17 protein-coding genes are annotated in these 20,583 nt (G+C 66.2%); 4 read left to right on the top strand and 13 right to left on the bottom strand.

The window, feature by feature from the left end; all coding sequences use genetic code 11:
• The first annotated feature begins 126 nt into the window (after nucleotides 1-126).
• Genes AC07VS_RS16295 through AC07VS_RS16285 form a run of 3 tightly spaced genes read left to right on the top strand, consistent with a single transcriptional unit; the run spans nucleotide 127 to nucleotide 3,388 of the window.
• A complete protein-coding gene (locus tag AC07VS_RS16295) occupies nucleotides 127-441 on the top strand; it encodes a cupredoxin domain-containing protein (protein ID WP_492345803.1) in 315 nt (104 codons plus the stop codon).
• On the top strand, nucleotides 438-2,531 hold the full coding sequence (locus AC07VS_RS16290) for a methyl-accepting chemotaxis protein (protein ID WP_494751481.1): 2,094 nt from the start codon (nucleotides 438-440) through the stop codon (nucleotides 2,529-2,531). Before AC07VS_RS16295 ends, AC07VS_RS16290 begins: the two co-directional genes overlap by 4 nt.
• Complete coding sequence (locus AC07VS_RS16285) at nucleotides 2,528-3,388, top strand: cupin domain-containing protein (RefSeq protein WP_494751480.1); 861 nt, start codon at nucleotides 2,528-2,530, stop codon at nucleotides 3,386-3,388. The genes AC07VS_RS16290 and AC07VS_RS16285 overlap by 4 nt, the downstream gene beginning before the upstream one ends.
• Nucleotides 3,389-3,412: 24 nt before the next feature.
• Here AC07VS_RS16285 and AC07VS_RS16280 read toward each other — a convergent pair whose 3' ends face one another.
• The 4 genes from AC07VS_RS16280 to AC07VS_RS16265 form a co-directional block, all read right to left on the bottom strand.
• Entirely contained in the window at nucleotides 3,413-4,201 is a 789-nt protein-coding gene (locus AC07VS_RS16280; RefSeq protein WP_494751479.1) for a cupin domain-containing protein, read from the bottom strand.
• Nucleotides 4,202-4,248: 47 nt separating this feature from the next.
• Nucleotides 4,249-4,947 carry an RNA polymerase sigma factor gene (locus tag AC07VS_RS16275; RefSeq protein ID WP_494751478.1) on the bottom strand — a complete coding sequence of 233 codons (699 nt, stop codon included), beginning with the start codon at nucleotides 4,945-4,947 and terminating at the stop codon, nucleotides 4,249-4,251.
• A 289-nt stretch (nucleotides 4,948-5,236) separates the two neighbouring features.
• Nucleotides 5,237-6,517 carry a diguanylate cyclase gene (locus AC07VS_RS16270; RefSeq protein WP_492345798.1) on the bottom strand — a complete coding sequence of 427 codons (1,281 nt, stop codon included), beginning with the start codon at nucleotides 6,515-6,517 and terminating at the stop codon, nucleotides 5,237-5,239.
• 149 nt (nucleotides 6,518-6,666) lie between these two features.
• A complete protein-coding gene (locus tag AC07VS_RS16265; protein ID WP_494751534.1) occupies nucleotides 6,667-7,665 on the bottom strand; it encodes a class I SAM-dependent methyltransferase in 999 nt (332 codons plus the stop codon).
• Between the two features lie 124 nt (nucleotides 7,666-7,789).
• On the opposite strand from AC07VS_RS16265, the gene AC07VS_RS16260 reads away from it, so the two are divergent.
• On the top strand, nucleotides 7,790-8,449 hold the full coding sequence (locus AC07VS_RS16260; protein ID WP_492345797.1) for a GNAT family N-acetyltransferase: 660 nt from the start codon (nucleotides 7,790-7,792) through the stop codon (nucleotides 8,447-8,449).
• Nucleotides 8,450-8,522: 73 nt separating this feature from the next.
• On the opposite strand, the gene AC07VS_RS16255 is transcribed toward AC07VS_RS16260, so the two are convergent.
• From AC07VS_RS16255 to AC07VS_RS16215, 9 genes are all read right to left on the bottom strand, one after another.
• Nucleotides 8,523-8,984 (bottom strand): type VI secretion system amidase immunity protein Tai4, encoded by a 462-nt coding sequence (locus AC07VS_RS16255; RefSeq protein WP_494751477.1) that lies wholly within the window; start codon nucleotides 8,982-8,984, stop codon nucleotides 8,523-8,525.
• Between the two features lie 668 nt (nucleotides 8,985-9,652).
• Complete coding sequence (locus tag AC07VS_RS16250; RefSeq protein ID WP_494751533.1) at nucleotides 9,653-10,411, bottom strand: DNA/RNA non-specific endonuclease; 759 nt, start codon at nucleotides 10,409-10,411, stop codon at nucleotides 9,653-9,655.
• 77 nt (nucleotides 10,412-10,488) lie between these two features.
• Nucleotides 10,489-11,184, bottom strand: a complete 696-nt coding sequence (locus tag AC07VS_RS16245; protein WP_494751476.1) for a hypothetical protein — start codon at nucleotides 11,182-11,184, stop codon at nucleotides 10,489-10,491.
• Between the two features lie 14 nt (nucleotides 11,185-11,198).
• Entirely contained in the window at nucleotides 11,199-15,029 is a 3,831-nt protein-coding gene (locus AC07VS_RS16240; RefSeq protein ID WP_494751475.1) for an alpha/beta fold hydrolase, read from the bottom strand.
• Nucleotides 15,026-16,552 (bottom strand): metallophosphoesterase, encoded by a 1,527-nt coding sequence (locus tag AC07VS_RS16235; protein ID WP_494751474.1) that lies wholly within the window; start codon nucleotides 16,550-16,552, stop codon nucleotides 15,026-15,028. Before AC07VS_RS16235 ends, AC07VS_RS16240 begins: the two co-directional genes overlap by 4 nt.
• A gap of 64 nt (nucleotides 16,553-16,616) precedes the next feature.
• Nucleotides 16,617-18,470 (bottom strand): putative bifunctional diguanylate cyclase/phosphodiesterase, encoded by a 1,854-nt coding sequence (locus tag AC07VS_RS16230; RefSeq protein ID WP_494751473.1) that lies wholly within the window; start codon nucleotides 18,468-18,470, stop codon nucleotides 16,617-16,619.
• Between the two features lie 194 nt (nucleotides 18,471-18,664).
• Nucleotides 18,665-18,850: an oxidoreductase-like domain-containing protein gene (locus tag AC07VS_RS16225; RefSeq protein WP_492345790.1), complete on the bottom strand. Its 186-nt coding sequence runs from the start codon at nucleotides 18,848-18,850 to the stop codon at nucleotides 18,665-18,667.
• A 43-nt stretch (nucleotides 18,851-18,893) separates the two neighbouring features.
• A complete protein-coding gene (locus tag AC07VS_RS16220) occupies nucleotides 18,894-20,075 on the bottom strand; it encodes a multidrug effflux MFS transporter (RefSeq protein ID WP_494751472.1) in 1,182 nt (393 codons plus the stop codon).
• Entirely contained in the window at nucleotides 20,068-20,544 is a 477-nt protein-coding gene (locus AC07VS_RS16215) for a MarR family winged helix-turn-helix transcriptional regulator (RefSeq protein WP_494751471.1), read from the bottom strand. Before AC07VS_RS16215 ends, AC07VS_RS16220 begins: the two co-directional genes overlap by 8 nt.
• Nucleotides 20,545-20,583: the final 39 nt, after the last annotated feature.

Raw genomic sequence — 20,583 nt, 5'->3', positions numbered from 1 at the left:
TGGCGGGCTCGCAGGCAGACGGCCTGCAAAGACCCCACCAGCGTCCCCGGCTTGGTGCATCCGCGTGGGGGTGTGGGGCGTAGGCAGATCAGTTCAACCCTGTTTTCTGATCTCCGGAGCCCTCACATGAAATCTGTCTTCTTTGCCGCCCTGATCCTGTCTGGCCTGGGTGCCGCCCACGCCGAGGAGCACCTGGCCGTGCAGCGTGGCCGGGCTTTTGCACCGACCGAACTCAAGATCCGCGTGGGCGACAGTGTGCGCTTCAGCAACGAAGACGCTTTCAGCCACAGCGTGTTGTCGTCGTCGGAGGCCAAGAGCTTTGACCTGGGCACCCTGCCCAAGGGGGCTCAGCGCAGCGTCTCCTTTGAGCAGGCCGGGGTGGTCGATGTCATCTGCGGCATTCACCCCAACATGAAGATGCGCATCGTGGTGGCTCCATGAACTCTGGGCCAGGCAGCACCGGCTTCTTTGCGCACCATGGCCTCTGGGCCCCTGGCGTGCGGGCTTTTCGGCGCCTGCGTTTCCGTGCCCGGGCGGTCTTGATCAGCCTGGCCTTTTTGCTGCCACTGGGCGTGTTGGCGGTGGCCTATCTCAGCGCGGTGGTTCAGGGCCTGGGGCATGTCCGGTCCGAGCGGCTTGGGCTCGATCAGGCGCGCCTCACGCTGACGCTGGTCCAGGCCGTGCAGGATCTGCGCCTGGGCATACTGCTGCCCGACCCCTCGCGCCAGGTGTCTGTGCAACAGGCCCCTCGCCGTTATGCCGACGCCCGAGCCGCGCTGGCAGGGCAGGCCTTGCCCGCGGTACTGTCGCCCTTGCTGGCGGAATTGCCGACCACCTTGCCTGGTGCAGGGCCTACCGTGGTGCAGGCTGAGGAGGCTGCAGACCGGCGCGCCCCCGCGCCCGAGCAAGCCGACCCGATGGATGCGTTTGAGCGACTGTCCCAGGTGGCGGCGGATGGGCTGCTGCTGTTGCAAGGGGCGCTGGATGCCTCCCGTCTGGCGCAGGATCCCAGCCTGGCGGGTCAGAGTCTGGTGCGTGGCACGCTGCAGGTGTTGCCCCCTTTGCAGGAAAAGGCCCAGCAAGTGCGCACGCTCGGTGGCTGGGTGTTGCGCACGGGGCAACTCCAGGCGCCACAACAACGCATCGTGGCGGATCAATTGCCTGTCATCGAGTACCTGGACCAGGCTCTGCTCAATGCCTTCACCCAGGCCCAGGAGGATGGGGCCCTCGCCCTGCCGGATGCGCCAGCCTGGCCTGCCGCTGCAGAACTGCGCGGAATGGCACGCCGCCAGTTCCTGGGGCCGGCCTTGTCGGGCGATGCAGCGGCGTTTGAGCGGGTGGCTCAGGCGCTGGACCAGGGGCAACAGCGCCTGTTGGTCAAGGGCCTGGATGCCCTGGAGGCCACGCTGGCGGCGCGCGAGCTGTCGCTGGCGATGCGGCGCGACGCCGTCTTGTGGTTGCTGGGCTTGAGCCTGGCCTTGGCGGCCTACCTGTTTGTTTCATTCAGCCGGGTCAGTGCCGGGGGCATGGGCTTGCTGGCTGCGCAGATGCAACGGCTGGCTGATGGCGACCTCACGCAGGCGCCCCAGGCCTGGGGCCGCGACGAGGTGGCCGATCTGGTCAAGCAGCTGGGGCAGATGCAGCAGGCGATCGCGACGATCGTGTGCGAGGTCCGGGGGGCCAGCGCAGAGGTGCTGGGGGCCACGGTGCAACTGAGCGGTGATGCCCAAGCCCTGCGGGCCCTGAATGAGAAGGCAGACCAGCAGATCGGCGAGGCCTCTGAATCCACGCACGCGCTCAGCGTGTCGGTGCAGCAGGCAGGGCGCGGGTTGGCGCAGGCCGCTGAGCTGACCCGCGAGAACGCCCAAGCCGCCCGGGCCGGGCTCGATTCGGTGCAGCAGTGGTTGGCTGTGATGGCCGAGCTGAGGGTGTCCTCCGGCACCATGCGCGACATCACTGACCTCATCAACGACATTGCGTTCCGCACCAACTTGTTGGCCCTCAATGCGGCCGTCGAGGCCGCGCGGGCCGGGACCAGCGGCCGGGGCTTTGCCGTGGTGGCGGGTGAGGTGCGGGAACTGGCGGTGCAATCTGCGGCGGCGGCGCACAACATCCAGCGATTGCTCTCAGGCAATCTGGCCCGGGTGGCCCAGAGTGTGGCCATCGGCGAGCAGACGGCCCTCAAGATGAACGCCCTGGCCGCCAATGCCCAGCGCATGCTGGAGACCTTGCAGGCCCTGACGATCCAGTCGTCCACCCAGGCCCAGGCCACCGCCGATGTGGATGCCAGGTTGCAGCAACTGACCGCGGCCACGGCGCAGGGTTCGGCTCAATCGATGGGGACGGCCACCGCGGCGGGGCGGTTGCAGTCGCTGGCCGAGCATTTGTCCCTGCGGGTGGCGGCGTTCCACCTTCCTTCGCGTTCGGGCACGCGGCGTCTGCTGTCTGAGCGAACAACCCCGGGGGCCAGCGCTGCGCTGGACCCCGTCGCCAAGCCCCTGTTGGTGCATCCTCTGAGCGCTTCCCAATGAGCCAAAAAGACAAAGATCCTGCACCGATGGACGATGGGCCGTTCGTGGCTGCGAGGGCCGATGGGCTGAGCCTGTCTTCGATCCGGTACGAGCGGGTCATGCAACGCCTGATGGGGCGGGTGCAGCGCAGCGTGGCCGCCCACAGCGATTACTTGACCGTGCGCCGCGGTGCCACGGCCTGGCACGCCGGTGACCTGGCGAGCGGGGTCAGTCTGCTTCGCGAAGACAGGCTTTTTCGTGTTGAGTTGTTGCGCCTGCGGCATGGCCAAGCCTTGGCATGGCCAGACGGGGTTCTGGCGCAGGAGGTCTTGCTGCTGCAAGGTGGCTGGGCCAGCGCATCGGGCAGCGGCGCTGGCACCGATTACAGCTATCGGGTCCGCCAGTGGCCTGGGGCAGCGCCAGCCGTGCCCTCCATGGCTGCCATGCCCTTGCTGGCCCAGGGGGACACGCTGGCCTATGTGCGGCATTTGCGTGTGCCGGTCGGGCAATTGCCGGCCCTGGAAGCCCGTTGGTGGCAGCGGGCGCTGGCGCCCCAGACTCAGGTGGAGCCCGGCTTGAGCGCCTGGATCAGCAGCGGCCCAGGGGTGACGGTCTGCCTGCTCAGCGGGGATGCCCAGGTGGTCTCGATGCTGGTTCGCTTTGAACCGGGTGCCGGCGTCCAGGACCATCTGCATGCGTTGGATGAGGACTGCCTGGTGCTGGAGGGCGAGATGTTCCTTGGGGACATCCTGTTGCGTGCGGGTGACTACCAACTGGCTCCGGCCGGCGGCGGTCATTTTGGTGAGCTCAGCGATGTTGGGGCCCTGTTCTTCTTCCATGGCGCGCTGGACCCTGTGTTGCGCCTGCCGCGCCCTTGAGCCCGCCGGCTGAGAAGGGGGGCTTCAGGCCGACAGGGTGCCGTGCACAAAGAAGAGGGCGCCCGTGTCACTGCTGATGCTGCAATGGGGTGCCTCGGTGGGGGCCAGTTGGTAGTCCAGGGCGCGCAGCAGGATGTCGCCCAGGAACAGCTCGCCTTCGATCATCATGCAGTCTTCGGGAATGGGGTGGTCGTGATCGGGGGCCACGCCGCCGGGGGCCAGGCGGATCAGCATCGACGCCACGTCCCCGCTCTGTGCCAGGGGGCGCACCTGCATGCCTTGGGCATGGCCCGTCCAGGCGCCCGCCAGGGCATCGTTGACGCGTTGGCCCATGGCTTGCTGCCACCAGCGCGATTCGGCATGAGCCAGCGCTGTGGGATCAACCCGCAATCGGCGCACATAGGCGTGGGCGCCGTCCGGTCCGGCCACGACTGGCGTGACGGACAGGCCTCGCACACCGTAGGCCATGGGGGCCATGGGCGAGCCTTGCCACAGCAGCTCGCCTTGGAGCAGCAGTATTTCCTGCCCGTGGTCATGGTCGTTCCAGGGCATCTCGGCGCCGCTGGCCAATTGCACGAACTCAACGCAGAACTGGGTGCTTTCATAGAGGGTGCGTGCTTTGGCGCCCGGGCCCCGCGCCTGCCAGCGACCCTCTTCGCGCCGCGTCACCTTGAATGCCTTGTGTGCCTGGGCACTGGCCAGGGCTCGGGCGCTCAGGCGCGCCGCGATGGCCTCCCTCAACGCTGGAGGGGGGGGCTGTTCGCGCAGTTGGGCGGCGAACTCACCGGGCCATGGCAAGGGCTTGGAGGGCATGGTTCTGTCGATGCGATGGTTCTCAGAGGCTGGATTGTCGCGCGGCTTCATCGCAGGGGCCTCCGTTTTGGTGTTGGGTCCAGCGCCACTCTCAGGATGGACAGGGTGCGTCTCATGTGGGATTTGACCGTGCCCAGGGGCATCTGGACATGGGCCGCGATCTGCTCCTGGGTCATGTCACGGAAATACGCGAGCGCGATCAACTGGCGTCGCATGGGGTCGAGTTGCAGCAGGGCTTCATGCAGGCGCGTGCCGTCCTGGGCCAGCTCCAGCAGGTCCAGTGGATCGTCCCGGGCGTCGCTGGCCAGGGCGCGAGACTCGTCCTGCGGGTCCTGATGTCCTTCATGGCCGGCTGTTCTGCGCAGGGCGCGCAAGGCATCCAGGGCGCGTGATCGGGTGATGTTGAGCACCCAGGCCGTCACAGTGCCGCGCGCGGGGTCGAAGCGCGGCGCCTGGCGCCAGACCTGCCAGAAAGCGGTTTCTGTCACCTCCTCGGCCAAGGCCGGGTTGCGCGTCAGGTGAAGCGCAGTGGAGTAGACGCGGCTCACCAGGCGCTTGTAAAGCTCGGCCAAGGCCGCTTCGTCCTGCCGCATGACCCGCGTCACCAGCGCGGCCATCAGGTTTGATTCATGGGCCTCATCGGTGCGGGCTGGGTCTGCCTGCGGTGCCCGCGTGGGGTTCACCGCCTCGTCCAGCACCTCCAGCACCGAATCGTCCTCTTCCGGATCGTTTTCAGGAAATTCCATTGCAGCTAAAGCTTCCCCCGCCCAGGGTCTTCATGGCGCGTTTTCTCTGACCCGTGTGCTGCCCATGCACACGAGGGTGCTTGCCCAGGTGCCTGAAATAGGACCATCCGGTCAAGCTTTATGTTGTCAAGCCGAGTCTTTGGCCTGCAGGCAGCACCAGGCTCCCACGCTGATACGCAAGCCCTTCCTTTTTGGATGCAGGCCAGCAAAAAAACAAGTTTTTGAGGGCACGGGGGCGCGTGCCGGCCTTTTCGGCCCCACTGGCCTGCCGATGGCGAGCCCCTTCGCCTCAGGCGGCCCTCACCACCCGGTCGCGCCCCTGGTGCTTGGCCTGGTACAGCGCCTTGTCGGCACGGTCCAGCCAGTCGCGCAGGTGGCGGTCGCTGGGCAGGCGGGTGGCCACGCCGATGCTGGCGGTCATGCCGCGCCGCGACGGGTCGCCGTCGCTCCAGAGCTGCCGGCGGCGCAATTGCTGAAGAATGCGTTGGGCGATGGCCTCGGCTTCGGCGCCCCGGGTGTCGGGCAGCAACACGGCAAATTCTTCGCCGCCCATGCGTCCGACGACATCGCTGCTGCGCAATTCGGCGCGCACCACCGCGGCAAATTCGATCAGTGCACGGTCGCCCTCCAGGTGGCCATGCCGGTCATTGATGGCCTTGAAGTGATCCAGATCGAGGATCAGCAAAGCGGGTGGCAGGGGGGCGCCTGGGCCGTCCTGCCTGGCGCTGGCCAGGAACAGCGATTCGGCGGCTTCCAGCAGCACCCGGCGGTTGCTCAGGCCGGTCAGCATGTCGGTGCTGGCCAGCCGGTGCAGTTCGCGCTCCAGGTTCTTGCGTTGGGTCACGTCGCGGTAGATGCCCTCGACGCCGGCAAAGGCCCCGTGCTGGTCGTAAAGGGCGTGGCTGCTGATCGAAATGTCGATCACCTGCCCATCACGGCGCACCATCTGGCCTGGAAAATCCGACACCTCGCCATGGGCCTGGATGGCGACCTTGAAGGCGTCCCGGTCCTTGCTCTGGGGGTAGTAGGACTCGGCGGTGCGGCCTTCGATCTCATGCGGTTCATAGCCCAGCACGCGGCGCACCCCCGGGCCCACGTGCTGTACCACCCCCAGGGCATCGGTGCGGTAGTACACGTCTTGCATTTTCTCGAACAACCGCCGGTAGTTGCGTTCGCTCTCCTGCATCTCGTGCTGCAGGCGGTCCAGGTGGGTCATGTCGATGCCGCTGACCAGCAGTGCCGGTTGGCCCTGCCACAGCACCTTGGCGCTGGCCAGCAACACCATGCGGGTGTTGCCGCAGCAGGTTTGCATGCGGTAGTGGGTGCTGAGGTTGCGCTGGCCCAGGGGTTGGCCCTGGCTCAAGGCCTGGACGCGGCGCCTTGCCCGTACCCGATCCACTGGGTGGGTGAAGTCGCTGTAGGTACGCCCCAGCACCTGATCGGCCTGTTCGGCCTCCAGCAAGGCCAGGCAGGCAGGGTTGGCATGAACAATCTGGCCTGATACCGCCACCACGGCGGGGGTGGGCAGGGCGTCCAGAGTGTCGGTGTGCAGTTCCGGGGAATGCGGCATGGAAGCTCTGGATGAGGGGCTTGGGATAGACCGGCAGTCGCTAATTTCGACGACCTTGTCTGCAATTTAGCACCACCTGAGTTCGTTTGGCCTGGGGTTTTCTATTTTCCAAGGGGCTCGACGCGTTCCGACCCACTTTCGGTGCGCCTTTACCCCGGCTGCGTGACGGCTGCGGGCGCGGTAGAGACCGGGGCATCTTCAGGGGCTCCTGCCGCCGCGACCCGGTACACCAGCACTTTCAGCGAGCGGTCTTCATTGCAGTCGGCAAACACGGCCGGGTTCGGCACCCGCTGTTCAAAGACCAGGCTGGGTGCCAGTTCGCGCATCGGGTCCTGCAGAAAACTCAAGCCCAGGGTGGGTGAGTTCAGGCACAGCAGGGCTCGGCCCTCGGGGGCCAGCAGATCGGGCAAGCGGCGCATCAAGCGGGCGTAATCCTTGGTGGCCACGAAGCTGCCCTTCTGGTGGGTGGGCGGGTCGACGATGATCAGGTCATACGGCCCCGCCCGGTTGATCTTGCCCCAGGTGCTGAAGATGTCGTGGGCCAAAAAACTGGCCCCGGTGTCCAGCCCGTTGAGGCGGTGGTTTTGCTGGCCGATGGCGATCGCCCCGGCACTCATGTCCACGTTCACCACCTGGCGCGCGCCTGCCTGCAGGGCCACCACCGAAAACGCGCAGGTGTAGGCAAACAGGTTCAACACCTTGGGCGCACGCAAGCCATTGGGGTGCGGGTGGGCCAGCAGGTGTTCGCGTACCCAGCGCCGACCTTCAGCCATGTCCAGAAACAGCCCGTGGTTTTGGCCCTTGAGCACATGCACCCGGTACTGCGCGCCGCTCTCGGTCACTACATGCGGTTCGGGCACGCTGCCCGCCATCAATCGGGTCTCGGCCCGGCCCTCCAGGCGTTGCTGAAACACCCAGTTCAGCGCTTGGCCAGGGGCAATCTGCTCCCAACGCGCCTGCAACGCGGCCTGCAAGGCGGCCAGCTCATCCTCTGACACCGGCAGAAAGCTGGTCACCACCCACACCGGCGGGTAGGCATCCAGCGTCCATTGCTCGCAGCCTGGGTAGCGGCCGCCCCGGCCATGGAACAGGCGTTGGGCGTCTGAGGGCATGTCCAGGGTGGCGATGGTGTCGAGCAGGGCTTGCATGGGATGGGGGTTGGCCGTGGCCAGGGAAAGACGGGGCCGGGGCATGGCCCGGAAGGGCGCCCATCTTAGCGGGCCAGGCGTCGGGGGCTCGGCACCAGAGGCAGACAGGGCAGAATCAGCGGCCATGAACCCCACGCCGACTTCGACTTCAACAGGTCCGGCAGCGCCGCTGCGGGCGCCCGACCCCTTCGACCTGCTGGCCACCCTGCAGGGGCCACGCATCCGCCTGCGGCCTTTGCAGGCTGACGATGCCCCAGCACTGCTGAAGGCCGCGGCCGATGGCGAGCTGTGGCAATTGCCCTTCACCGTGGTGCCTTCGGCCAGCACAGTGCACACCTACCTGGGCGAGGCCCTGGCCGGACGCGAGGCCGGCACCGTGATGCCGTTTGCCACCGAGTTGGTCGACACCGGCGAGCTGATCGGCACCACGCGCTTCTGGAAGATTCACCGACGCCACCGCAAGCTGGAGATCGGCGCCACCTGGCTGGCGGCACGCTGGCAGCGCAGCTTCGCCAACACCGAGGCCAAGTACCTGCTGCTGCGCCACGCCTTCGAGGTGATGCAATGCGTGCGTGTGCAACTGACCACCGACGAGATCAACCAGCGCTCGCGCGCCGCCATCCTGCGGCTGGGCGCGGTGCAGGAGGGCATCGTGCGGCACGAGCGCATCATGCCCGACGGGCGCAAGCGCAACTCGGTGCGCTTCAGCATCATCGATGACGAGTGGCCGCAGGTGCGGCAGGCCTTGCGCGAGCGCCTGGTGGCCGGTGGCGCTGCGCTTTGAGCTGGCGGACGTCGTTGTCAGCTTTGGGCGCCTGACAAGGTCCGGCACGGTGTTTTTTGACGCGTTTCATCGCTCATCGGACCTTTGGCGGCGTTGGATCCGCTTGACGATCGCTGCGCCATGGGTCAATCACCACCCGCTTGACCAGTGATTCCAATTCTTTGCTGTGGTACAGATCCAGGCATTTCAGCAGGTCGAATCGGACACCCTTGAGTTCCGATTCCGCCAGGGGGTTTTGATAATCCCGTGCCAAATAAGACTTGATAAGAGAACTGACTGCGGTTGGGCTTTTCCCCAAATCGTACGAGGTCCAGCCTCTCAATGCGCTGACAGTGCTACCGGCATCCATTGCCGCATTATTTTCGTTGGTGTAGGCGGTTGTTATGCAGTTTGCCAGCACCATGTCTTTGTAGTTTTGTTCATGGGTCCGTGTGCTGGCTTGAGGTGACATCATGACGCCAGCGTTCACATGACCGACTGAAGTGACAAGAACAAAAGTCATCATCAACAAATGCTTCACAGGCTTGTTTTTCAATTCAGGCTCCAGAAGTTGGGCTGCGCAGTGCGATGTGCTGCACCAGGCTTCATGAAATAAAAATGAACAAGGGCCACCACCGGTGTGGCCATCGAAGAGAATTTTCTGAGACGAACAAAGACGTTTGACTGTCTGCACCAGAACCGGTTTTTGGGGTTGGCGAGCCTGATTAAACCGCCTGATTCAGAATGTCAATCACCTATTGTTTGAATCATGTCCGTGGGGGCTCATTTGAATTCTTCCATGAGGTTTTGTGAAATTCGGCTGGAAAGGGGCCTGTGCCTGTGAAGGCAGGCATGTGAATATTGATGAGTCAATCTGGGTGTTCGGCGGTCATGCATGAACGATTTTCAAGGACGACCAAGCCTTGATTCTGAACACCTCGCTGAGCGGCGATTTTGTCTGCCGAGCGGATTTGCCGTGGCAGTCGGCGCGTGGCGGGGCCGGGGGCAAGCCGCTGTCGAAGGTGCCCCGCCAGCCCAGCCCGTCTCCGACCTGCGCCATCGGCGGGGCCAGGGTGTAGCTCGAAGACCTGCAATGAGTGCTGCAGCCCGACTTTCAGTGCGCCATGCAAGGGCGGTTGGATGCGACGGCGCCATGATCGGCGCAGGTCATTTGGGGCAGGGCGAGCGGTTGCACGACGCTGGGCGTGCTTTGCTGCCTGTTTTTTACTGGGGCGAACCCAGAAACTCAATGCCGGTGCGGCGCACCAGTTCAGCGTAGCTGATGGGGGCCGAAACGCGTTCGCCTGCCTGGTTGCGCTGCCAATGGGCCCAGGCCTTGCCGGTATGGGCGTCATACACCAGCTTGTACAGGTAGGTGGGGACCCGCACGCCATGTGGGCCGATGCGTTCACTGCCACGTTCGAACACGGGGCCGGTGATCACGAACACATCGCCTTGGGCACGCAAGGCGTAGCGGCGGGTGTCTTTCTCGATCTTGGCCCAGGGGCCGCTGTTGTTCTGGCTGTTCTGCGGCACCATGTTGGCCAGAGAAAAACTCTGTGCCATGGCGCTGGGGGTGGGCATGTCACCCGCCGGGGCCATGTGCCCGCGCGAATAGCCCGAGCCTTTGTAGTCTTCCAGTTCCGCACGCTCGCTGCGTGGCAGGCGGGCATCGGCAAAAAACTTGTCGGCCCGCTTTTCATCGGCATCTTCGATGCGCTTGCGGTTCAGGCGCTCGGCCACAAACACCGGGGTGCGGGATTCGCCGCTGTGCAGAACGGCAAACGCCTCGTAACAAAGCTCTCTCAAGCCTGGGGCAGCAGGAACCTGTGGCGGGTGGCCACCGGCAAAAAATTGGGGACACTCGGCAAAGCGAGTGGGCAGCGCCTGACCCGGAATGGCGCTCCAGGCGGGGCTATGAGGGGCAAGGAACGCGGTACTGACGGCGGCGCAAGCGACAAAGTGGCGCAGCCAAGGCGCCATCGGAGACATGAAATGCACGGAAACTACAAAGCCAAAGCGCTCGATTGAAGCATGGCTAAAGTGTCATTAAATGCAAATCAAGTGAATTTTTCCAGGTGCGGGCCGGGCCGCCCAGGGGCGCGGGCCAGCAAGCGGATCATCAGCAGGCCGGGCAGCAGAAAGCCCAGCGCCACCAGCGTGCCATGGCCGATGTGCGCCCAGGGCTCAGGCCACGCGGTCATCCATCGCATCGGGGACAGCCAGGGGTTCAAGCCCAGCCACAGCGCGGCCACCACGGCACAGGGCCAGCGCCAGTCGGCGCCGCGCCGGCGGGCTTGTTGCCAGGCCAGCCCCAGCAGGCCCAGCACCAGTGCGCCCTCAAGCCACCAGGCCCCGGTGCCCAGGCGTGCCCAAAGCGATGCCCCCACGTGCTGGGCCGAGAATGGGTACCAGGCCAGGTCATGGTTGTGCACGGGCCAGTCGGCCACCAGGTGCGACAGCGCCGCCAGCAGGCCCCAGGCGGCCAGGGCCCGGCTTTGGCGCCAACACAGCAAGCCCCAGCCCGCGGACCAGAGCCCGGCGGCCAGCAGCGAATGGTCCCAGTCGATGAAGCGCAGGTCAAAGTACAGGTAAGGGCCAGCGCCCGGGTTGGGGCTGACCCGATCCCAACCCAGCACGATGAACAGGCCGTTGAGCAGGTCCAGCAGGCCCACGCCCAGCACAATGGGCCAGGCGGGCTGGCGCGGGGCTTGGCTTTGCAGGGCCAGGCCGATGGCGAAGTGACCGGCGTACATGTTCTCAGCGGGTTTCAGGCGTGCCGGTTCAGCACCTCGATCAGTTGCGGGTAAACCTCGGTGGCGGCGTTCTTGCCGATGAACAGGTCCATGTGGGCGTAGTCCTTGAAGAGCTGGCGGCTGTAAAGGCCTGGGTCGTTGTGCTGCCTCAGCCAGGCCAGGGTGCGCAGGCTGGTCTCTGGCAGGAACAACTGGTTGCGCGCCCCTGCGATGAAGTGGATGGGCAGGGCGAGGTGGCGGGCCCGCTCGGGGCTCAGGTCGTGCTCGTGGCCCAGCGGGTCCACGACGTGGCCTTTTTGCATGATCAGGCTCAGTTGGTCAAAGGGCCGCAGCGACACCGGCCCCACCATGCGGGCCATGGCGGTGTGGGTGGCGTGGTTGAGCTGATCGTGCCGGTACGAAGGGCCCATGATGGCAAACAGACGGCGGCACACCGGGTTCTTGCAGGCCTCGCCTTCGGGCACGGGCACGCCCCAGAGCACGGCGTCCAGCTGCCGATCAAAGTCGCTGTCGCCCGGCACGAAGTCCACATGGCCGTTGAACTCGGGCATTTGCTGCAGCAGACGTGACACGCCGAGCTCGCTTTTCAGGTCGTTGAGCCAGTTGGTGATCGGGTGCAGCGTGAGCTGCGAGGCGATCACCGACCGAACCCCGGGCATGCCCTGCAGCAAGGCCATCAGCAAGGTCATCGAGCCCACGCAGTGCGCGATCACCTGCAGGTCGGGCTGCCCTGTCTGGGCCAATACATGGCGCACGGCGGCCGGCCAGTCATGGCGGGCGATGTCACTGATGGTGTAGGGCTTGAGCGGGCTGCCCGAGTCGATGCTGCCCCGGTAGTCGAGCAGCCACACGTCAAATCCGTCACGGCACAGGGCCTCGACCAGGTTCTCGTCCACCGTGTCGGTGGCAAACGACGAGGCCCGGATCGAGAAGCCCGGCGCCAGGATCACCGGGCCCTTGCGGCCGGGGTAACGGGTGAGCCGGATCGAAAAGCCGTCGTCCAGCGGCACGCTGTGGGTCACCGGGGCCGGTGCCTTGAGGGGCCGGCCGGCCCATTGAGGCAGGGCCTTGCCTGGAAAGTCGTTGAGGCAGGCCAGCAGGCCCCCATAGGCCTGGAACACGGTCATGCCGAAGAAGCCCGCGAACTGCTCCAGGTAGAGCAGGTGAATGGTGTCCAGCAGCCCCGGCTGGTGGGCCTGCATCTGTCGAGCCAGGGGCGTGACGGCCTCCAGTTTCAAGGTGGTGAGCTGTTTGAGCAGGTCGTCCAGCGCCAGCGTGGCGATGCCCTGGGCCAACAGGGGGCCACCCTGCTGGTCATGCACCTCCACATACAGCGTGGTCAGGTCTTGCCAGCTCGATGAGGTGGCGCTCTGGTGCAGTCGCTTGTGGCCGCGCAGGTGGAGTGGGCCGCGTCCTTGCGTGCGCTCCAGCGTCATGTCGTACACCATGAGCCAGGTCTCCACCTGCTGTGCATCGGTGCGAAGCAGTTCAAAGCGCCCCTGGCGGATCGCCATGGGCTCCGGGTCGAGGGCGGCGCAATGCACCAGGCCGTCCAGGTCGGCGGGGTGATCTGGGTGGCTGTTGAGCCGATGCAAGTCCTGTGTGTGCACCCGCAGATCCAGGCTCAGGGCCTGTCCGCGGCGGCGCCCCCAGGCGTGGGCATTTTCGAAGTCGTGACGCTGGCCCCCCGGGGCGCTTTGTGTCAGGGCTTCGGTGCTGACCCATCCGGCCATGCGTTCGGAGAACGAGAAGGCGGGGCTCAGCAGTTGCGGATAGCGCGCGATCGCGGTTTTCAACACGGCCGCGCCTTCGGCCTTGGCCCAGTCCAGCACCCCGTCTTCCAGCGGCTGGATCAGCTCGTGGATCAGGCTCTGGCCGGCTTGCTGCAGTGCGTGCTCGGCGGCTTGGAGCTCTTCTTCCCAGGCGGCTTTCAGGCGCCCCCAGAGGCTGTCGGGCGTCGCTGCCGTGTGGCTGGCCGTCGGGCTGGCTGGAGCAGAGGCGGCTGGGGGCTCTCCCCACTGGATGGTCCAGCCCCGCTGATCGGCCAGGCGTTGGCAGGCGCGTTCGGCCACGGCAGTGATGGTCAGCAGGGGGTTGACGCCCACGGCGGCCGGGATCACCGCGCCATCGCACACATACAGCCCCTCGTGCACGGCGTCACCGTGCGGCCCGGCAAAGACCTGGCATTGGTGGTTGACCACGCCGTGGGCTGCGTCGTCGCCCATGGCACAGCCGCCCAGGGGGTGCACCGTGACCAGCTTCTGGCCCATGCCCTCGGTCCACAAGGGGTTGGCGATGAATTGGCCCTGAATGCCTTCGCTGGCGCGGCGCAGCCACTGGTTGTCGCGCTCGATCACGGCCGAGCGCCCGGCATGGGGCCAGTCGATGCGAAGCCGGTCGTTGCTGAGCTGCAGCTGGCCTTGGGCATCGTCCAGGCTCATCACCAGAAAGGTCTGGGTACGGTCCACCGCGCCGCGGTAGGCCATGTCGGCGAGTTGGCCGGGGTCTTGCTGGACGGCATCGCCGATGGCCTTGGCATCGAGCAGCTTGCGTTGGCCATCCTCCGCCCCGTACTCAAACGCAGTGTTGAGTTGGGCCGAGGCAAAGAACAGTGCTGGCGCCAGCGCCAGGGCCAGGGCGCCGGGGATCACACCTTCTTCGATGACCAGCCGGTCTTTGGGATCGGGCTCCTGGCGCAGGTCGATCACGCCGGTGATGCAGGGGCCGGGCAGCGCGCCTTCGACCGGCTTGCGCAGGCCCAGGCCCACGCCGTGGAGGCCGGGCACATCGGCCACGGCAGGTTCAGGCGGGGTGTCCTCGTCGGTGCTCGGCTGGCCGGCTGCCAGGGCATTGGCCTGCGCCACCTCGGCGGCCTGGGGCGACCAGCCCGCGTCATAGGCCAGGCCCAGCACATCGCCGTTGCCTGAAAACGAGGCCCCCAACCGGCCCGACAGGGGCAGGCCCTGTTCGCGCGAGCGCAGCAGGATCTCGGTCGAGCCCAGGCTGCCGGCCCCCAGCACCACCACGTCGGCCAGCACGCTGGACAGCGGGCTCTCCGGCTGGGCGGTGGCGCGGTAGTGCACGCGCCACCGGGAGCCCTCGCGGCTGACATGGCTCACGCTCACACCGGTGAACAGGCTGGCGCCGTGGCGTTCGGCGTCGGGCAGGTAATTCATCTGCACCGTGTTCTTGGCCCCCACGTTGCAGCCGCTGGTGCAGTCGCCGCAATCGTTGCAGGCGGGCTGGGTCACGCCAAAGGGGTTGACCCGATCTTCGAACGTGACATTGATCGGCACCCGCTGGAAAGGCTTGTCCAGGTGGCTGGCCGACTGCCGCAGCGCCGCCAGCTTGGCCGGCGTGGGGCGGTTGAGCGGGTAGGTGCGAGGTTCCAGCGTGGCGCGGGCCCGCGCCAGGTAGGGGGCCAGCAGTTGCGGGTCATCCCGGAAGGGCTGCGGCCAGGGCGCACTGCGCAGCAACTCGGGGTCGGCCTCGAGTGACACGTTGGCATTGATCAGGGAGGTGCCGCCCAGGCCGTTGCCCACCATGGCCAGCATGTCGGCATGCACGTGCAGCTGGTAGAGCCCGGTGGGCGAGCCGAGGGTCTGGCCGGCGGTGTCCACCCGCATGGCCTCCCGGGCCTGGTTGAGCGAGGCTGGAAACTCGCCGGGCAGGTGTTCCAGCCCACGCTCCAGCAAGGCGACCTTGCGGCCAGCGCGTGCCAGCCGTGAGGCGGCCACGCCGGCACCATAGCCCGAGCCGACCACCACAACCTCGTACGACGACCGGAGCAGTGTCTGGCCCTGGCCCAGACACTGACCCATGTCCTGGGCGATTCTGCGCATCATGACCGGGCTCCTTTCTGGTAGGGGTGGGCCATGGAGCGGGCGTTCAGCGCCGCCGCTGCCAGGGCTTCGAGCTTGTCGCGCGCGCAACTTGAGAAGACCGCCCAGTCGGCCTCGGTGGCGGCCACCGCGGCCTGCAAGGCGCTCAGCAAGGGGTTGTGCCGGTCGCGAAAGTTCTGCAGGCCTTCGGCCCGCACGGGCGCCATGTGATCGGCCACGGGGTCGTTGAACAGGCGCAGCGCGGCCACGTCCATGGCCTCGTTGATGAACACTGCCGAGGCCCCCTGGGTGAAGGTCATGGTGGGTTGGTCCAGCACCCAGCCGCCGGTGTTGTAGACGGCCACCGGCTGGTTCAGGCCCTCGATCACCACTTCTTGCTGAAACGGCTTGTGGGTGTGGCCGTAGACGAATGACAGATCAAAGTCGGGCAATGCCTGGACCGCGGCCGGGTCGGAGCGCAGGGCCGCTTGCAGGTCATGAAGCGCCGGCCCGCTGATGAAGGCGCGCAGGTTCTTCAGGTCGTCGGGGGGCAATAGGTCGAGAAAGTTGTTGCGCTGGCCCTGGGCGTTGCGGGTCAGGGTGAGTTCGATCAGGGCCCCGACCAACTGGCGCAGCGTGATGCCCTGGTACAGCGGCATGCTGCCGCTGAAGCCGAGCTGGGTGGCCACCTGGTCCAGCAACCGCTCGCGGAACTGGTCGGCATAGGCGTGCGAGGCCCCGGCGTTGTTCATGATCTGGTACAGCGAGAAGGCTTCGCGCCCGGTATCGCCGGCGCTGCCCAGGTCGGACCACAGAAAATCGACCCAGGCGCCATTTTCCTGCTCCAGTGTCTCGGCGCTCAACTCGCCCATCGACTGGCCGGACATCAGGCCGTTGATGGTGCTCATCAGCCGGTAGGTCGGGTCGATGTAGTGGCCGTGGTGCAGCACCACGCCGCGCTTTCGGTCGGGCGTGATCAGGCAGAGGTTGGGGTAGGCGATGTGCACTCGGGCCAGGGGCTCGTCGGGCAGGTGCCGGCGCAGGATGGCGGTCAGCATGTCGCAGGGAATCTCGGAACCCGGTGGCCGGTCGCGGTACTCGGAGTGGTCGATCAGGTCGTCATGGGTCTGGCCTTGGCGCAGGGCGTCGACAAACAGGGTGTCCTGGGCCATTCGCCACAGGTGGTGATCGTGGTTGCCGGGCACCAACAGCACCGTGGGGGACAGCACGGGCGCCTGGCCCGGGGGGAACAAGGCCTCGACGAACTGGGCGAACACGCGCGCCACCTGGCCCATCGGCGAGATGCCCAGGTCCAGGATGTCGCCCAGCAGGACCAGGGTGGGCGGTGTTGGGCTTTGGCCCTGACCTTGGCCTTGGCCCGCCTGGGCCAGGTGGCGCAGGGTGCGCCTCAGCGACGAAGCGAAATGCAGCAGCGTGGGGCTGGGGTGCCCGGCATCGAATTCGCCGGCAGCATTGAGCTGCGTGAGGGTGCTGTCCGGGGCCCCGAGGTGGAGATCCGACAGGCAGACGTAGCGCACAGGGGTCATGGGCAAGTTCGCTCCTGAATCTGAAGGCCGCAATCGGTTTGATGGGGGCTGGCTGCGGTGGGGCTCAGAGCCCGGGCGGAATCACCGGCTCGTTCAGTTGCCGCCAGTCCCAGAACGCTTCCACAGGCATGGCCTTGGTGACATACCAGCCTTGCACGTACTCGCAGCCCAGGCGTTTCACGATGGCCCACTCTTCGGCGGTTTCCACCCCCTCGGCCACGATGCTCAGGCCCATGCGGTGGGCCAGCGTGCAGATCGAGTCGAGCAGCACCTCGGCCGAGCTGCCCACCTGCACGCCCTTGACGAAGGATCGGTCCACCTTGAGTTCCTGAACCGGCATCTTCTGCAGGTAGGCCAGTGACGAGTAGCCGGTGCCAAAGTCATCGATGGACAGGCTGAAACCTGCCTGGCGCAAGGCATGCAGGTGCTTGAGCGCGGTGTCCGGGTCGTCCATCACGCTGCTTTCCGTCACTTCAAAGCGGATGTCCTGCGGGTTGGCATTCAGGCGGGCCGCCAGTTCCTGGGCCTGGCGGCCAAGGCGGTCATCGCGCAGGTCGCTGGCACTGATGTTGACCGAGATCTGGATCGGCCGCCCCGAGGCGCGCTGCTGTGCGCAGACCAGCAGGGCCTTCTTGAGCATCCACTCGGTCAGCATGCGGATGCTGCCTGTCTGTTCGGCAAAGGGTATGAACTCGCTGGGCGGCACCAGCCCGCGTTCAGGGTGCCGCCAGCGGATCAGGGCCTCTGCCGACTCGATGCTGCCGTCGGCGATGCGCACCTTGGGTTGCAGGTGCATTTCGAGCTGGTTCTGGGTCACCGCGTCCTTGAGCTTGGACAGCAGGCTCAGGTCGGCGCGGGAGCTCAACTCCATGCTGTCCGAAAACGTCAGCCAGTCGGCGTTGACCCGTTGCGCTGCATGGGTGGCAATGGCCGCGGCCCGGATCAGGTGCTGCATGCTCTGCCCGTGCCTGGGCGCCACCGCCACGCCCACGGTGAAGCTGATGTCCACCGGCTCGCCGAGCACGTTCAGGGGGTCGGCAAACCGGGCGTGAACCTGCTCGATCAGTGAACTGGTCTCGGCATTGCTGGAGGTCAGCAGGCAGAACTGGGAGGCATGCAGCCGCCCCACCTTGACCCCGGGGATGCTGTGCAGACGCCGGGCTGCCTCGATCAACACGGCATCGCCAAATTCATAGCCCAGCGCGTCGTTGATGGCCTTGAAGCGGTCCAGGTCCAGCACCAGCACCAATTGGTCATTGCCCTGGCGCAGGTTGGCATCGCCATCGGCACGGATGCCTTCGCGGTTGGGCAACTGAGTCAGGCTGTCTGTGATGGCTTTCTGGTGCTCGAACTCAGACCGCTGCTGGCGCTCCATCATCCGGCACACGTTGAGCAGCAAGACACCGCCGAAGAACAGGCTGGCCCCCAGGGTCAGCAAGGCGTGGAGCTGAACATGCCCCTGCCACGCATACAGCACGGAACCCAGGCTCAGGATCAGAAAAACACCATAGATGCGCGGCCTGGCCGACAACACCGTGACCGAGACGGCCGCCCAACCCACCACCAGGGCCGACAGCAAGGCCAGGTCGACAATGCTCAGGGAGCCCGAGAACAAGGGCAGGCAAGACACCGCCAGGGTACCCGTGGCCGTGTTGATGGCTGCCATGGTGTTCAGCGTGTCTGGCGTGGGGCCCCGCCGGCGCAGGTGCATGTGGTAATACCACTGCCGCAACAGGTAACCACCGGCCACCACCGCATACCAGCTGCCGTAGGCAGCCCAGCCCACCTGCTCCACCAGGGTGAAGCCAAACAGGCCGCACAGGCACAACGCTGCCAAGGTACCCAAACGGGATTGAGAGACCAGGATTTCGACTCGTCTCACCGTCAGGTCGTCGGCAACATCGCGCAAAATCGGCATGGATCAGTCAGATTTCGTATTTGGCGCGTTCAGGCCTCGTCTTCGTCGGAGGACGGGCCTGAACTGCTGTTACTTAATGTAACCAAAATGCAGATCAGCGTGTGATTTTCCCGGTTTGCTTTCCTTCAGGCGAACACGGGGGCTTGCACGTGCAGCAAATCTGCCACAAGTGCGTGCCCAGGGCGCGTCCGGTTTCAGGCCTGTGGGGGCTGTGGCTGGCGTGCCTGCCAGGCCCGCAGAGCCTGACGGTAATCGTCCATGGCCAGATCGTGCAGGTCAAAAATGCAGGGGTCACAGCCATTGCCGCAGCAAGCCTCGAGTTCAGGCTGCACGGGCGGGGTGGGCATGGGATCGTTGCTGGGGGGCTGTGGGCTGGGCATGGTGCCATTTTCGCGCAGGCCTGCGGCCCTTGCCGGCGCAGGGTCAGCGCTGCGGCCGGCCCAGCGCATCCCGAAAACCCAACTGGCTGACCACGCTGGCCACGATCAGCACCGTGGCCATGGCCAGGGCGGGGTCGTGCCCCAACCCCACGGCTGCGGTGCACAAGGCACCCACCATCATCTGAATGGCGCCGTACAACCCGGCAGCCGAGCCCACCAGGTCAGGGTGCACGCTCAGAGTGCGGGTCAGCGCCGCAGGGCTGGTCATGCCGGCGCCTACGTTGAACATCAGCAACAGGGCCAGCACCAGCCACCATTGCAAAAGGCCGGCCAGCAGCACGGCCAACAGCAGCACGGCGCTGGCCAGGCTGAGCGCATTGGCGCGCAACATCAGGTGCTCCACACTCACGCGGCCGATCAGCCGGCTGGCCAGGGCGTTGCCCAGTGAGAGCCCGGCCACCAGCAGGCCCAGGTACAGAGCCACTTCGTGCGGTGGCCGGTGCATCTCTTGCACAAAGATGAAGGGCGCCGAGGCCAGAAACGCATAAATCGAAGTGGTGGCACAGCCGCCGCCGATGGCCAGGGCCATGTAGGGGCGTGAACTGAGCAGCCGCCCGTAGTCGCGCTGCAGCTTGGCTGGACGGAATTGCCCGCTGGGCTCGCCGGTCTCGGGCAGGATGCGCCAGGTCAGCGACAGGTTGAGCAGGCCCAGCCCGATCAGCAGCACAAAGATGAAGCGCCAGCCCAGCCAGTCGCTCACCGTCTGGCCCAGCAGCGGGGCCAGGCCGGGGCCGATCATGGTGATGAGGTTGATCATGGCCAGGCGCCGCACCGATTGCGTCATGCCTGAGCTGTCGCGCACGATCGCCCGGCCCAGCACCAGACCAGCGCAGCCGCCCAGGGCCTGCACAAAGCGTGCGGCCGCCAGCAGGCGGACATCCGGGGCCCAAAGCGACAGCAGCCCCCCCAGCGTGAACAGGGCCAGACCCACCATCAGCACCGGTCGGCGCCCGTAACTGTCGGACAGGGGCCCGTAGATGGGCTGACCCACGGCCAGGCCCAGGATGTACAGGCTGATCGTCAGCTGAATGGGGCCTGGTTCGGCGTTCAGGCTGAGGGCCGCCTGGGGTAGGGCGGGCACGAAGATGTGCATGGCCACCGTGCCGCTGAACGTGATCAGCACCAGCAGCCACAAGGGGGGCAGGGGGCGGTGCACGTCAGGCATCCTCGGCGGTGTCAGCGGCCTCGCCCCCATCGAGCGCGGCCAGGGTGCTCAACACCTGCTCCAGCACCTGCACGGCCGTGTTCAGGGCGCTGTCGTCAATGCCGGCCAGCAGGGTGGCGCGCACTTGTTCGGTCTGGCGCCCGACCTGAGCGACGATGGCCTGGCCTGCCGGTGTCACGTGCAGGATCTTGGCACGTCGGTCTTCGCCCTCGCGGCGCTCGATCAGGCCGGTGGCTTGTAGCTCGTCCAGCAGGCGCACCACGGACGAGGTGTCCAGTGAGAGCAGGGCAGCCAGGTCTTTTTGGCGCATGGGCTGGCTGGCACGCGCCACATGCCACAGCGGGAGCCAGGTGGCTTCGGTCAGGCCGAGGGGTTGCAATTGGCGATTGATGGCCCGGCGCCATTGGCGGGCCGTGGAAGACACCAAGGCACCGAACACGGCACGTGCCGGCTTGTCGGATGAAGGCATGAAGTGCTGCCATGGCAGCGCGATGGGCCCCGCGCCAAC

The sequence above is a fragment of the Curvibacter sp. GW821-FHT01G03 genome, assembly GCF_059422285.1.
The sequence above is the reverse complement of the archived record's forward strand: the minus strand, read 5'-3'. Positions and strand labels throughout refer to the sequence as shown.